Raw genomic sequence first — 14,632 nt, forward strand, 5'->3', positions numbered from 1 at the left:
GAGTCTACCCCGTCGGCACCCGATCAGACGAATCGGCGACGAGGACGAGCACCGACGCCTCGGGCCGGCAGCCGAACCGCACGGGGGCGTAGATGGAGTGGCCGAGACCAGCGCTCACGTTGAGCGGCACGGTGCGGCCGTCGGCCGTCCAGCTGCTGAGCCCGCGGGCCTGGTCGAGCGGGATGTCGCAGTTGGCGACGAGTGCGCGGCGCGCGAACGGCACGCGCACCTGCCCGCCGTGCGTGTGGCCCGCGACGAGCAGGTCGGCGCCCAGGGCGGTGAACCGGTCGAGCACGCGCCGGTAGGGGGCGTGCGTCACGCCGAGGCGCAGGAGGGGCTGCTCTGCGGCGCGCAGCAGGCGACGGCGGGGCCGGGCGTCCTCGATCGCGTCGGGAAGGGCGTCGAGGTCGTCCCACTCGCGGTGGGCGTCGCTCACGCCGAACGCCTCGACGCGATGCCCCGCGACGTCGACGGATGCCGCCGTGTTGTTGAGGTCGTGCCAGCCGAGCTCGTCGGTGAAGTACGCGTCCATCGCGGCCGTGTCGAGGGGTTCCGCGTCGCGGTGGTGTCGCGACGGGCCCGAGAAGTAGCGCAGCGGGTTGCGCCCCGAGGGGCCGAACCGGTCGTTCGACCCGTGCACGAACACGCCCGGCACGCCGCGCAGCGGCGCGAAGGCGGTGCGGATGCCGTCGAGCCCGTGCGCGTGGCCCAGGTTGTCGCCCGTGTTCACGACGAGGTCGGGGGAGAGCTCCTCGGCCAGCTGGGCGATCCAGTCCTGCTTGCGGCGCTGCCACGGCGCCATGTGGGCGTCGGACAGGTGCAGCACGGTCAGCGGGGCGGTTCCGGCCGGAAGCACCGGCACGGCGTGCACGCGCAGCGTGAACAGGTAGCGCTCGACGCACGTCGCCCACACGGCGGCGCCCACGCCGACCGCCCCGGCCGCCGCGAGGGCGGTCAGGGCGGTGCGGCCTCGGTGAGACTCAGCAGGACCGTGAGCGGCCAGCACGGCATCCGTCAGCGGGTTGCCGGTCAGCGCACCGCCCGTCAGCACTGAGGCGCCTGGTACTCGACCGTGATCTTGGCGTCGCGTCCCGTCACGGTGCCGGCTGCGGGGTTGGTGCCCGTGGCGACGCCGTCCTTGGGCGCATCGGCCTTGACCGTGCACTTGAGGTCGACGCTCTGGAACCCTGCCGCGTTCAGCTGCGATCGCGCGTTCTGCGGAGTGCCGCTGACGCCCGGCACCGAGACGCCCTCGCCGTTGCTCGGCGTGATGGTCACGGTGGTGTCGCCGCCGACCTGTCCGGCACCCGGGTTCTGGCCCATGATCGTGCCCTTCGCCTCCTTGCCCGGCGCCGGTGCTCCGACGACGACGCCGAATCCGGCGCGCTCGAGCACGCGGGTCGCCTCGTCGACCGTCATGCCGATGACCGAGGGGAGGTCGACGAGCACGCGACGCGTGAGGTTGCTGTCGGGCTCGGGGAAGTCGTCGCCGCCGTACTTCGCGTTCGCGGAGTCCTGCATCACGGGGAAGATCAGGTGGCGCAGCCGCGTGAGCTGGTAGCCGCTCTCCCACCAGTCGTTGAGGTCGGAGGGGTTCTCGGGGTTGTCGTTGACCACGCCCACCCAGACGGCCGTCGCGACCTTCGAGCTCGCCCCGTCCATCCACGTGTGCGACTGCTCGTGCGTTCCGGTCTTGCCGATCATCGGAACGTACTCGTCCATGCGCTGCACGGACTCCCAGCCGGTGCCGCCGGGCTGCATGACGCCGCCGAGCACGAACGCCGTCGTCGCGGCGACCTCCTCGCTCAGCACGCGTTCGCACGACGTCGCCGGCCCGGCGGTCTCCTTGCCGTCGCGGTCGATCACGCGGTCGATCGCCTTGGGCGTGCAGAGGATGCCGTTCGACGCGACCGTCGCGAACGCGTTGGCCATGTCGACGGGGGCCACCGCGGCGTCGCCCAGCACGTTGTACGCCACGTTGGCCGACTGGTACTCGCTGCCCGGCTCGTCGAGCGGCAGGCCGTTGCCCCGCGTGACGCCCATCTTCATCGCGACGCGGTTGGTCGTGCACACCGAGATGCGCTCGGCCATCGCGAGGAAGCCCGAGTTGAGCGAGTCGCGGGTGAACTGCTGGATCGTGCCGCTGTAGCCGGCCGCGCCCTCGTGGTTGCCGATGCCCTCGCCGCGGGCGTTGGAGGCCAGGGTCTCCTGGATCGCGCCGTCGCACGTGTCGATCGACTTCCAGCCGAGTCGTCCGTTGACGTACTCGTTGGCCGAGAAGCCGTGCTCGAGCCAGTTGACGATGCTGAACATCTTGTAGGTCGATCCGGCGGGGTGCCCGCCGCCGCCGCCGAACTCGCCGCGCACGTTGTAGTTGACCGCGGTCGTGCCCGGCACGTCGCCGTTGGGACTGTAGGGGCGGTTCTGCACCATCGAGAGGATGCGGCCCGTGCCGACCTCGATCTGCACGCCCGAGGCGCCGAGGTCCATGTAGTCGACGCTGCCCGGCACGACCGAGATCGCGTCGAGCGCGGCGTTCTGCAGGTCGGGGTCGAGGGTCGTGTAGATCTTCAGGCCGCCGCGGCGCAGCTCGGCCTGGCGGTCCTCGGGCGTCGCGCCGAACGCGGGGTCGCTGAGGATGATGGAGCGCACGTACTCGCAGAAGAACTCCGCGCCCGCCGCCGACTCGCAGCCCTGCGGGCGCGCGGTGACGTTCGGCTCGATGGGGGTCGCGATCGCCTCGTCGTACTCGGCCTGGCTGATGCGCTTGTCCTCGAGCATGCGGCCGAGCACGTAGTTGCGTCGGTCGAGGGTCAGGGCGTAGCCGTCGAAGTCGCCGTTGAGCGGGTTGCCGCCGGCGTCGGTCGTCGAGCCGTCGGGCAGGTCGATGCGGTAGCTGTTCGGCTCCTGCACCATGCCGGCGATCGTCGCGGCCTGCGCGAGCGTGAGGTCGTTCGCGCTCACGCCGAAGTAGCGCTGGGCGGCGGCGCCCACGCCGTAGGTCACGCCGCCGAAGTGGGCGATGTTCAGGTACCCGAGCAGGATCTCGTCCTTCGAGTACTCCTTCTCCAGGCGGATCGCGAAGCGCATCTCCTGCAGCTTGCGCTGGTAGCCCTCAGTGCCCTTGGCCACGGTCGTGGTGTTGTAGCAGTCGTCGAGCTCGTCCTGGCCGCGCGCCGTCAGCTCGCACGCCTGCTGCAGCACGTTCTTGACGTACTGCTGCGTGATCGACGACCCGCCGCGCGTGTCGGTCTTGCGCACGGTGTCGACCAGCGCCGAGACGGTGCCCACGAGGTTCACGCCGCCGTGGGAGAAGAAGTCCTTGTCCTCGCTCGCGATGATCGCCTCGCTCATGTACGGCGAGACCTCGTCGAGCGCGACGGGGATGCGGTTCTGGTCGTAGAAGGAGGCCATCAGCACGTCGTTGCCGTCGCTGTCCTTGCGGAACAGCTCGGTGGGCATCATGAGCCGGTCGATGCGCAGGTAGCTCGGCATCTTGTCGAACGTCTCGAGCGCGCTCGACGCGGCGTAGCTGGAGACGGTGATCGCGGGGGTGACCGTGGCCGTCACCAGGATGCCGGCGATGGCGCTGAGACCGACCAGTCCCAGCAGGCCACCGAGCACACCGGTAGCCGTGCGTTTTGCGTGAGGCATAGGCTTGATCGTAAGGGACCTACCTGGGCGAAGCCTTCGTGAGTGACCCTGTCCGCAGAGCAGCCGGGAGCGCCGATGACCACGTGGGAGTACCTCACGACCCCCCTTCTGATCCACAACACCGCCGCAATCCTCAACAACTGGGGCAAGCAGGGCTGGGAGCTCGTGCAGGTCGTGCCGGGTCCCGAGGGCGGTCTCGTGGCCTACTTCAAGCGGCCCGCCGGAGGCGGCGCCGCCAACGCGGGCCTGGGCGCCGCGGCGCAGGCCGCGCAGCAGTTCGAGGGGGAGAGCCGATGACCGTCTCGCAGCGTCTCGCCGAGCTCGGCATCGAGCTCCCCGCCGTCGTGCCGCCCGTGGCGGCCTACATCCCGGCCAAGGTGCACGGCGATCTCGTCTACACCTCGGGCCAGCTCCCGATGGTGTCGGGGGCCCTGCCCGCGACCGGCAAGGTCGGCGACGGCCACGGCCTCGTGCCCGCCGCCGACGCGTACGACTACGCGCGTCAGTGCGCGCTGAACGCCCTGGCCGCCGCGGCGGCCGCGGTCGGCGGCGTCGACCGGCTGACGGGCGTGCTCCGGCTCAGCGGCTTCGTGGCATCCGTCCCCGGGTTCACGGGACAGCCGGGCGTGATCAACGGCGCGAGCGAGGTGCTCGGCGAGATCTTCGGCGACAGCGGCCGGCACGCCCGTGCCGCCGTCGGCGTGGCGGCGCTGCCGCTGGACGCGCCCGTCGAGGTCGAGGTGGTCTTCACCGTCGCCTGAGCCCGGAAGGCCGGATGCCGCGAGCACGTGTGCTCTCGCGGCATCCGGCCTTCTCGATGCCTACTTCACCTGGGTGGAGATGACGCGCATGACCTGGGTGTCGGCGAGGGTCGTGGTGTCGCCGATCTCGCGGCCCTCGGCGACGTCGCGCAGGAGGCGGCGCATGATCTTGCCGGAGCGGGTCTTGGGCAGCTCTCCGACGATGTAGACGTCGCGGGGGCGGGCGATGGGCCCGATCTGCTCGCCGACCCACAGACGCAGCTGCTGGGCGAGGCCCTCGGGGGAGTGGCTCTCGAGGTAGCTCTCCTTGATGATCACGAAGGCGACGACGGCCTGACCGGTGGTCTCGTCGGAGGCGCCGACGACGGCGGCCTCGGCGACGGCCTCGTTGCCCACGAGCGAGGACTCGATCTCGGTCGTCGACAGGCGGTGGCCCGAGACGTTCATGACGTCGTCGACGCGGCCGAGGAACCAGACGTCGCCGTCGTCGTCGAGGCGGGCGCCGTCGCCGGCGAAGTAGTAGTTCTGCGCCGAGAACTTGTCCCAGTAGGTCTCGACGAAGCGGTCGGGGTCGCCCCAGATGCCGCGCAGCATGCTCGGCCACGGCTCGGTGATCACGAGCAGCCCGCCGTTGCCGTTGCCGACGTGCGTGCCGTCCTCGTCGACCACGTCGACCGAGATGCCCGGCAGCGGGACCTGCGCGGCGCCCGGCTTGGTCTCGGTCACGCCCGGGAGCGCGCTGATCATGATCGCGCCCGTCTCGGTCTGCCACCACGTGTCGACGATCGGCGCGGTCTTGCCGCCGATGACCTTGCGGTACCACATCCAGGCCTCGGGGTTGATGGGCTCGCCGACGGAGCCGAGCAGGCGCAGCGACGACAGGTCGTAGCTCTTCGGGATCTGGCGGCCGATCTTCATGAACGAGCGGATCGCGGTCGGCGCCGTGTACAGGATCGTCACGCCGTACTTCTGCACGATCTCCCACCAGCGGCCCGGGTGCGGCGCGTCGGGCGTGCCCTCGTAGAGCACCTGGGTCGTGCCGGTGGCCAGCGGGCCGTAGGCGACGTAGCTGTGGCCCGTGACCCAGCCGATGTCGGCCGTGCACCAGAACACGTCGGTCTCGGGGTGGATGTCGTGCACGACGCGGTGCGTGAACGCGGCCTGCGTGAGATAGCCGCCCGAGGTGTGCAGGATGCCCTTGGGCTTGCCGGTCGTGCCCGACGTGTAGAGGATGAACAGCGGGTTCTCGGCGGGGAACGGCTGCGCCTCGTGCTCGGCGGATGCCGCGGGCACCGCCTCGTGCCACCAGAGGTCGCGTCCCTCGGTCCACTCGACGTCGTTGCCGCCGCGGCGGACGACGAGGACGTGTTCGACGGTCTGCTGCGGGCCCTCGCCGCGGTCGCCGAGCGCCTGGTCGACGGCGGGCTTGAGGGGCGAGACCTTGCCCTTGCGGTAGCCGCCGTCGGCGGTGATGACGAGCTTCGCTCCGGCGTCGTCGATGCGCGTGCGCAGGCTGTCGGCGCTGAAGCCGCCGAACACGACGGAGTGGATCGCGCCGATGCGGGCGACGGCGAGCATTGCGGCGATCGCCTCGGGGATCATCGGCATGTAGATCGCGACGCGGTCGCCCGCGGTGACGCCGAGGCCCTCCAGCACGTTCGCGACGCGCTTGACCTCGTCGGTGAGCTCGGCGTAGGTGATGCGCCGGTCGTCGCCGGGCTCGCCCTCCCACAGCAGCGCGACGCGGTCGCCGTTGCCCGCCTCGACGTGGCGGTCGAGGCAGTTGTACGCGACGTTGAGCTCGCCGTCGCCGAACCAGCGGGCGAACGGCGGGTTCGACCAGTCGAGCACCTCGGTGAACGGCTTGTGCCAGTGCAGGGTGCGGGCTTGCTCGGCCCAGAAGGCCTCGCGGTCGGCGGCGGCCTCGGCGTAGAGCTCCGCCGAGGCGACGGCGTTCGCGGCGAACTCCGGGGGCGGCGGGAAGTGACGGGTCTCGTTCAGCAGGTGATCGATCTGACTGCTCATATCTCGCAGGGCTCCTTTGCCATCGATGGTTCGGCGCACGGCCGTGGGCGACACAGGGAATGACATCACGGTTCCCGCCGCGAGACTACCGCCGATAGTAGGGGGCGGGCCCCGTTCGAGACTCACCGGGGGGCGATGTTGGATATAGTGACCGACCGGCGTATGCTCATATCGCCCGAACTGTGGTTTCGGCGGCGATGAACGGCTATTCCCCCCAAAACTGTCGTCATCGCCTGCGGCGGCATCCCACCATCCCCCCTGGTGGGATGCCGCCATCCTTTTCTCCCGCGGTGTCCCGCGTCGCCCGCTCCATCGCCTCGTCCCCAATCGAGCGATGCGCGCGACTGTCCACGGATCGGCCGTTCCGGGCCCCGCGCCGTCCGCCGGCTGCCTAGCGTCGTGGCATGACAGATCGCTTCGTCGCCCGGCCCCGTCACCGCGACGCCGGCGGACCCGCGTCCCCGTCCACGCCGCCACGGCCGCTGCCCGCGCACCGGGCGCTCGAGCCGCTGCGGCCGTACCTGGCCGATCCCGCCGTCACCGACGTCTTCGTCAACGGCGACGACGTGCTGTTCGTCGATCGCGGCCGCGGTGCGGAGCGGGTTCCTGGATGGCGCGTCGACGACGCACGGGCGCTCGCCGTCGGGCTCATCGGCGCCGGCGGCCGGCACATCGACGACGCGACGCCGGTCGCCGACGTGCGCTGGGAGGGCGGCGCGCGCGTGCACGCGGTGCTGCCGCCCGTCGCGTGCGCCGGCGTCGCGATCTCGATCCGCCTCCCCGCGCGGGAGCGGCTGAGCCTCGACGACCTCGGCCGCCGCGGCATGTTCGACGCCGCGACGGGGGAGCGCCTGGAGCACCTCGTCGCCGCGCGCGTCAACCTCCTGGTCTCGGGCGCGACCGGGGCGGGGAAGACGACGCTCCTGTCGGCGCTGCTGGGCCGGGTCCCCGCCACCGAGCGCATCGTGACGATCGAGGACGTCGCAGAGCTGCGCATCGACCACCCGCACCATGTGCGCCTCGAGGCGCGCCAGGCCAATCTGGAGGGCGCCGGAGCCGTCGTCCTCTCGCGGCTCGTGCGCGAGGCGCTGCGGATGCGGCCCGACCGCCTCGTCGTCGGCGAGTGCCGGGGCGAAGAGGTGCGCGAGCTGTTCACGGCGCTCAACACGGGGCACGACGGCGGTGCCGGCACCGTGCACGCGAGCGGCATCCGCGATCTTCCGGCGCGGCTGGAGGCGCTGGGCGCGCTCGCCGGGATGGACGAGCGCGCCGTGGCGCGGCAGGCGGTGAGCGCGTTCGGCGCGATCGTGCACGTCGCGCGCGATCGCGACGGCGTGCGTCGCGTGACCGGCATCGCGCGGCTCACGCTCGACGACGGCCGTCTCGGCGTGGAGGACGCCCCGTGACCGCTCCGGACGCGAGGGGCGTCGAGACCGCGCCGGACGCCACGCCCGCGACAGAGACGGTGCAGCGGATGGCCGTGCTGCTGGAGGCGGGCCTCGCGCCCGCTCGGGCCTGGGAGTGCCTCGCCGCCGGCGGCGACGCCGTGGCCGGGGAGGTCTGCGACGCGGCCGCCCGCGGCGAGCCGGTCGCCGACGTGCTGCGCGCCCGCGGCGGGGCATGGCGGCACGTCGCGGTCGCGTGGCACGTCGCGGAGACGGTCGGCGCGCCGCTCGCCTCGAGCCTGCGGGGCTTCGCCGACGCGCTGCGCGACGCCCAGCGTTCCCGCGACGACGTGCGGGTGGCGCTCGCCGAGCCCACCGCGACCGCACGCCTGGTGTCGTGGCTGCCGCTGGTCGCCGTGGGGCTCACGGTCGTGCTGGGCTTCGACGTCGGGGCCGTCGTGACGCATCCGGCCGGGATCGCCTGCGTCGCGGCGGGCACGGGCCTCATCGTGCTGGCGCGCCGCTGGACGTCACGGCTCGTCGCGGCCGCGCAGCCGCCCGCCGAGCCGCCCGGGCTGCAGGCCGACGTCGTGGCGATCGCCCTGAGCGGCGGCGTGTCGGTCGAGCGCGCGCTCGACGTCGTCGCGGATGCCGGGGGAGGCGCCCCCGACGGGTCCACGGCCGCGGTGCTCGACCTGTCGGCGCGGGCGGGCGCCCCCGCCGTCGAGCTGCTGCGCGCCGCCGCCGTCGACGCGCGTCACACGGCGCGCACCGACGGCCGCCTCCGGGCCGCGCGCCTCGGCGCCCGCCTGCTGCTGCCGCTCGGCGTCTGCACCCTGCCCGCCTTCCTGCTGCTGGGCGTCGCGCCCATGCTGCTCTCCGTGCTCTCCGGCGCACCCGTGCCGCTGTGAGGCCCCCGAATGTGCCCGTCCGCCACCATCCAACGATCAAGGAGCGAAACCATGTCACACCCGATTCCCCTTCTCACCGCCCGCCGTGCCGCCGGGCTCTACGGCGACGAGTCCGGTGCCGCCACGGCCGAGTACGCCGTCGCGACCATGGCCACTGTGGACGCGTTCTGACATACTCAGTTCATGATGACTAACGCCCCCGCCAAGCTCCCGCGAGTAGGCATCTACGCCCGGCAATCCGTGCCCGAGGATCAGGGCATCTCTCAGCAGGTCGAGGAGATCCGCGAGGATCTCGGGCGGCGTGGCTGGCTCGGCGGCATCGTTGACGTTTACGACCGCGACAACGCTGTGAGCGGATCGAGCGAGCGCCTCGCCGGTACGGACTGGGCGCGCATGATCGGCGACCTACGCGCAGGCCGCATTGACACCGTCGCCGTCGTCGCCCCGGATCGACTGACGCGCAACCTCGGGGATCTCGTGCTCTTGCGCGACTCGGCCCGCGTTGTCACAGCGCGCGGCGGCATCGACACCGCCGACGAGTCGGGCACGGGGGCGTTCATGCTTGCTCAGTTCGTACTCATTGCAGAGCAAGAGATCCGCACGAAGCGCGCCCGCACGACGCCCTACAAACATGCTCGACACGCTCGCGGCGTCCCCACGCCGGGGCGCGTCCCTTTCGGCTACAGGTGGATTCCCAAGAGCGAGCGCGACGAGATCGGCGACGCTGACGCGCGCTATGCGGTCGTGCCTCGCGAGGCTGAGGTCGTGCGCTACGTGTTCAGCGAGGCCGTCAAGACGGCGAGCGCCCCCAAGGGTGTGGCGCTCGGTTCCATCGCTCGCGCGCTCAACGATGGGACGGCCAAGGACGAGAGCGGCGAGCCGTTCGGCGAGCACAGCCGCACGACCCGCGAGGGCGTGCCGTGGCGGATCTCGACCATCCGGCGCATGTTGCTCTCGCCTTACTACGCCGGGATGCTCCCGCCGATCTCGTCGGTAGCCGAGCGCCCCAAGAACGCGGCGGGCAAGCCGGTGTCGTGGCGCGCTCAGGACATCGACCTAGAGGCGTGCATCCCTGGCAACTGGGATGCACTCGTGAGCGCGGATGATGTGCGGAACGTGCGCCGGTCGCTGACGCGCCCCGAGCGGCGCAAGCACGACGGCAACACATCGCGAAAGTGGCTCTTGCCCGGCATCGCGCGATGCGGCAAGGTTACCGCCGAGCACGAGAGCGGGCACGTCGAGATGTGCGGGGCCGAGGTCGATTCGGCTTGGACGCGCGAGGGATACCGGGCGTACAAGTGCCCCCGTGGGCATTTCTCGCGGCGGGCCGAGGCGCTCGACGCATGGGCCGTTCAGACGTTGCTAGAGCGCCTCACGCGCCCGGATGCCGCCGCGCTCTTGCGCCCGGCCCCGGAGGTCGATCTAGCGGCGCTCACGGCCCGTGAGGGGGCGCTACAGGCTCAGCGGCTCAACGTATTGCGACTCGTGGCGCGTGGTCGGTTCACGGATGCCGAGGCCGAGGACGAACTAGCGCCGCTCGACGCCGAGCTAATGGGCGTGCGCGACGCGCTCGCGGCGGCGTACCGCGCCGATCCCCTCGCCGACATCGTGAGCGCTGACGACGTGCGCGCGTTCTGGGACGGCCTGAGCCTCGCCGGTCAGCGGGCCGTGCTCGGCGCTCTCTTCGAGCCGATCATCTCGCCCGTGGGCAAGGGCTGGCGTGTCGTCGCCGAGGGCGCACGAGGCCGTCAGCTCGACGTCGCGGACACCGTGCGCCCCGCATGGCGTCGTGTCGAGGTCCGACACGACGGCGAGGCGTTCACGTTTGCATCCGGCCTGACCGACGACGCCCGCGTCGTGCTCGCACGCGCATGACGAAGGCGCCTTACGCTGAATGCATGAGACGAGACGGGGAGCCGATCAGCGCTGACGATCCCCGTCATGGAACGGCAAACGGTTACGGCAACCTCGGATGCCGTTGTGCGCCCTGCCGTGCCGCACATGCGGCGAATCACAGCGCCTACATCAAGCGCCAGCGTGACGCCGGGCGAGTTATTGGCTCGCACGGTTCGAGCGTCGCCTACGACACGGGCTGTCGTTGCGACGTGTGCCGCACGGCGCACAACGCCCGTTCCGTCGAGAAGAAGCGGCGCATTCGGGCGCGAGCTCAACGCCGGGCGGGCTGAGCTATTCGTCGTCGTCGTCGCCAAACTCGGCCATGACGTTGCCGACAAGCTCTTGCACGTTGATCGCGTCCGGCGACGGCCTGCGACGCCCCTCGGCGAATGCCAGGCGGGCGGCGGCGAGGTCGGCGAGGCGGACGGCCTGAATCACGATGACGCGGCGCAGACCGGCGGACACCTCGCCCCGCTCATGCGCCACGGCGGCGACTCGTGCAAGCGTCTCAGCGCGGCGCGCGATGCGGATATCCGGGTGCTCGCGGTCTTCTCGCATCTCGTCCGGAACGAGCTTGAATCGGAAGGAGGGCGGAAGCTCCACGCGTGACTCGCGCGGCGGGATCTTCTCATTGAGGATCGCCCCGTACTTCGAGCCTTCAATCGCGCCCAGGTACACCGAGTATTCGATCGCGTTCACCTTCGCGACCTTCTGCCGATCGGCTCGCAAATCCTCAGCGGGCCATAGCTCCATCTCGGCCACTTCGAAGGGGTCGAGGATGCGATAGGCGAGCGTGTCGGACCGCTGGCCCGTCAAGTGCCGCCCGATGCGCGTTCCAAAGCTCTCGGTCGTCTGGCCGACGTAGATCGGTTCGCCGTCGTAGTCGTAGAACGCATACACGCCGATGCACGAGCGGAGAGGCTTGCCGCTCGCGGGGTCAGTAGAACCGAGCGCCTCCGAAAGTGCCGCGCGGAACGCCCTCACAAACGGCGTCGGCATCGACCGCTTGCTCGGCGGTCGGCGTTCCGGCTCGTTGTAGGACGCGACGCCCCGGCTAGTCATTCGCCACCATGGCAACGCGGGCGCTGGCCTTGCCGAGCGCGCCGCGCACCAGCGGCATGAGGTAGTGCTCGCCGAGCCACGCGACGGCGGGCACCGCCACGGCGTCACCGAAGCCGAACAGCGCCTGATTGTTGCGCGCCCCGCTGAGGTCATAGTCGCCCGCACCCATGAGTCGGGCATACTCGCGCGGCGTCATCCAGCGCACCTGGAGCCGTTTGCTACCCATGCGCACGACGGCCTGTTTCGATGATCCGCCGCGCGCCGTACGCAAGCATCCCGAGATGTCGTCGGGTCGAACCTCCCACACGGCGACGCCGCCACGGGTTCGGCGGTAGGCGGTGCGGTACTTGACGCCGGACTCGCGGCGCATGGTCGCCACGCGCTCGCGTTGCGTGGGCGAGAGCGATGCGACGAACGCCTCGGTGCGCTCCCGATCCCACCAGCGCTCATCATCTAGCGGTATCTCTTCGACCATCGACCCGAGGCCCGTGTGCATGGGCGCAGGGGGCGCGGGGAGCGCCGCGCGGTGCGTCCTGAGCGTCTCGTCGCCATAGACCCACTGGAGCCAGTCAGGGCGAAGCTCAGAGTTGGGCTCGGCGATGTCCTCAGGCGGGTTCTGAGCGCCGACGAGGAACAGCCGAGGGCGCGACTGAGGAACGAAGCGACGCGCGTCGAGTGCGAGCACGTCCACCGAGTAGCCGAGATCGTTGAACGCGCGGATAGCGGCGGCGAGGTCGTCGCCCCCGTGCGAGGTCGCCAGCCCGGTGACGTTTTCCAGCACGGCCACCTCGGGCCGGTCGTCGCCAAGCTCGCGCAGGAGCCGGATGAAGTGCCAGAAAGTGCCCGACTGAGCGCCCGCGAGGCCAGCCCGGCCACCGGCGAGCGAGAGGTCGGTGCACGGAGAAGACGCCCAGGCGAGGGAGACATCGCGCGGGAGGTCGGACACGAGCACACGCCCGATGTCGCCCAGCGCGAACGAGTGCCCGTCAGTCTCGCCGAACTGGGCGTCGTACATCGCTTTCTTATCCGGCTCGTAGTCGTTCGCCCACGCCACACGGAAGCCTGCCGCCTCCATGCCCATGCGGGCCAAGCCGATCCCAGCGAAGAACTCCAGCGCCCTCGGGCGCGCGGCATCCAGTGGCGTTACATCTCCCATGAGGCCAGCGTAACGACCGCCACCCGCATCCGGTCGGACCGGCGCGCACAGGGTGATGGGTCGTTGCCCGAGAGGTCTAGGCGACCCGGACAGCGCCGCACTCCGGGCAGAGCCAATACGGGCGCGGGGCCGTACCCGCCGGACTCATCCGATGAAGAGAGCCGCACGCATCGCACAGGGGCGCGAGGGGCAGGTCGCGCGGGTCGGCGTCGTCGGCATCCATGGCCGTAACGCTACGCCGAGGATGCGGCCCTGATTCCCGACTATCCGGCGCGACTTTCCAGAAACGGCGAACGCTCGCCGATAGAGTCCCCGCTATGGGCATTCCTGGGCGTCGGACTGTCTCACGGGCCGAGTATCGCGCCTACATCGCGTCGCCCGCGTGGCGGCGGACGCGAGAGCGCTACTGGGCATCGAACATGCCCACGGCTTGCTACGTCTGCGATGCGCCGCGACGGCCAGGGATGCACTTGCATCACCGCACCTACAAGAATCTGGGCGCTGAGCGGCTCATGGATCTTGTGCCCCTCTGCCCGTCGTGTCACGACGAGGTGCACGCGCTCTACGACTCCGACCCCGGCGCGCATCGTCGCGGCCTGTGGGAGACGACGAAGCGGGCACGTGCGGCCCGTCAGCGTCGATAGGGCGGCGCTCGCGGCGGCGTCGAGCTAGCCGAGCACCGAGGCGACAGCGTAGGCGCTGGAGCGCTCCAGCCGCCCGCGTGCGCGGTCGTAGCGGCGCGTCGTGCGCGGGTCGGCGTGCCCCATTGAGTCCTGTAGATCGGCGAGCGGGTGACCGTGCGCGAGGGCGATAGTCGCGTGCGTGTGTCGGAGCGAGTGGGGCGACACGGCCCCGACGATCCCGGCCAGGCGGGCGATGCGCTGAACCGTGCGGAACGCCTCGGATGCCGCCCAGCGCTTGCCGGTCGCCGTCGTGAACAGGGGCGCGTCGGTGCTCGCCGCGTCGGCGGTCGCGATCTCGGCCCCGTGGGCGGCGGATGCGCCGAGGTAGGCCGCGAGTGCATCGAGGGCGCGAGGGATGAGTGCGATCTTCTGCCGCTTGCCGCCCTTGCGGGTGACGACGAGCACGCGGTGTCCCGCGTCGTGCTGGAGATCGGCGAGGTTCGCCCCGAGTACCTCGGAGATGCGCGCCCCCGTCGTGAGCAACAGGGCGACGAGCGCATGGGCGCGCGGGCCGTCCGCCTCGGCGGCGTCGAGGTAGGCGCGTGCCTCGGCCTCGCTCAGACCGCGCGTGGCGCTGTGGTCGGCATCGACGCGGGGGCGCACGACGCGGAGCACAGGGTGCGACTCGGCGCGGGGCATCGCCCCCTCGGCGCTGGCGTAGCTGTAGAACGATGACGCGGCGGCGAGCTTGCGCGCGACAGTCGATCCGCCCCCCGTCAGCGTCGCGCGCCACAGGTCAATGTCGCGGCGCTCGGCGGCGAGAGCATCGACGCCCCCGAGGTCGAGGAACGCGAACAGCGCGCGAATGTCGCCACGGTATGCCCGACGCGTGTTGTCGGAGCCAAGGGACAGGAGCCATGCCCCGGCAAGCTCGGCGTGCCGGTCGGCGTTGGTCGTCTGGGAGTAGCTCGCGAGCGTCGTCATATCCACATGATAACTGACATTATCGTGTGTGTCCTAGTGGCATTTCGGAGCCGTCCGGCTCGACTTTCCGGTGCGGTCGTCCCGTGCTCCGAAAGGGTGACCGCCCCCGGCGTTCGATGCCACTCAAACCGAACCGGGGGCGGTCTATGTCGGCGGCGAAGATGCGCCCAGGAAG

11 protein-coding genes are annotated in these 14,632 nt (G+C 71.1%); 5 read left to right on the forward strand and 6 right to left on the reverse strand.

Features of this window, described 5'->3' with window-relative positions; genetic code table 11:
- Positions 1-4: 4 nt before the first annotated feature.
- Both AOA12_RS05865 and AOA12_RS05870 read right to left on the reverse strand, forming a co-directional pair.
- Positions 5-1,003, reverse strand: a complete 999-nt coding sequence (locus tag AOA12_RS05865; protein WP_054686823.1) for a metallophosphoesterase — start codon at positions 1,001-1,003, stop codon at positions 5-7.
- Between the two features lie 41 nt (positions 1,004-1,044).
- Complete coding sequence (locus tag AOA12_RS05870) at positions 1,045-3,654, reverse strand: transglycosylase domain-containing protein (protein ID WP_054681075.1); 2,610 nt, start codon at positions 3,652-3,654, stop codon at positions 1,045-1,047.
- A gap of 75 nt (positions 3,655-3,729) precedes the next feature.
- Here AOA12_RS05870 and AOA12_RS05875 point away from each other — a divergent pair, with 75 nt between their 5' ends.
- Positions 3,730-3,951, forward strand: coding sequence for a DUF4177 domain-containing protein (locus AOA12_RS05875; protein ID WP_054681076.1), 222 nt, complete (start codon positions 3,730-3,732; stop codon positions 3,949-3,951).
- Positions 3,948-4,415 (forward strand): RidA family protein, encoded by a 468-nt coding sequence (locus tag AOA12_RS05880; protein WP_054681077.1) that lies wholly within the window; start codon positions 3,948-3,950, stop codon positions 4,413-4,415. The genes AOA12_RS05875 and AOA12_RS05880 overlap by 4 nt, the downstream gene beginning before the upstream one ends.
- A 60-nt stretch (positions 4,416-4,475) precedes the next feature.
- Here the strand turns inward: AOA12_RS05880 and acs are convergent, their stop codons facing one another.
- Positions 4,476-6,440: an acetate--CoA ligase gene (acs, locus tag AOA12_RS05885; protein ID WP_054681078.1), complete on the reverse strand. Its 1,965-nt coding sequence runs from the start codon at positions 6,438-6,440 to the stop codon at positions 4,476-4,478.
- 404 nt (positions 6,441-6,844) lie between these two features.
- On the opposite strand from acs, the gene AOA12_RS05890 reads away from it, so the two are divergent.
- The 3 genes from AOA12_RS05890 to AOA12_RS05900 all read left to right on the forward strand — a co-directional run bounded on the left by AOA12_RS05890 (position 6,845) and on the right by AOA12_RS05900 (position 10,611).
- Positions 6,845-7,846: a TadA family conjugal transfer-associated ATPase gene (locus tag AOA12_RS05890; RefSeq protein ID WP_082405996.1), complete on the forward strand. Its 1,002-nt coding sequence runs from the start codon at positions 6,845-6,847 to the stop codon at positions 7,844-7,846.
- Complete coding sequence (locus AOA12_RS05895) at positions 7,843-8,736, forward strand: type II secretion system F family protein (protein WP_231637189.1); 894 nt, start codon at positions 7,843-7,845, stop codon at positions 8,734-8,736. Before AOA12_RS05890 ends, AOA12_RS05895 begins: the two co-directional genes overlap by 4 nt.
- A gap of 183 nt (positions 8,737-8,919) precedes the next feature.
- The gene (locus tag AOA12_RS05900; RefSeq protein ID WP_082405998.1) at positions 8,920-10,611 is read left to right on the forward strand and encodes a recombinase family protein; all 1,692 of its coding nucleotides are present in this window, start codon (positions 8,920-8,922) and stop codon (positions 10,609-10,611) included.
- A 312-nt stretch (positions 10,612-10,923) separates the two neighbouring features.
- Here AOA12_RS05900 and AOA12_RS05905 read toward each other — a convergent pair whose 3' ends face one another.
- The 3 genes from AOA12_RS05905 to AOA12_RS05915 form a co-directional block, all read right to left on the reverse strand.
- Complete coding sequence (locus tag AOA12_RS05905; RefSeq protein WP_197281066.1) at positions 10,924-11,631, reverse strand: GIY-YIG nuclease family protein; 708 nt, start codon at positions 11,629-11,631, stop codon at positions 10,924-10,926.
- 55 nt (positions 11,632-11,686) lie between these two features.
- A complete protein-coding gene (locus AOA12_RS05910; protein WP_054681081.1) occupies positions 11,687-12,850 on the reverse strand; it encodes a DNA cytosine methyltransferase in 1,164 nt (387 codons plus the stop codon).
- A gap of 668 nt (positions 12,851-13,518) precedes the next feature.
- Complete coding sequence (locus tag AOA12_RS05915) at positions 13,519-14,457, reverse strand: tyrosine-type recombinase/integrase (RefSeq protein WP_054681082.1); 939 nt, start codon at positions 14,455-14,457, stop codon at positions 13,519-13,521.
- Between the last annotated feature and the right edge of the window lie 175 nt (positions 14,458-14,632).

The organism is Microbacterium sp. No. 7, assembly GCF_001314225.1.
Lineage (GTDB): Bacteria > Actinomycetota > Actinomycetes > Actinomycetales > Microbacteriaceae > Microbacterium.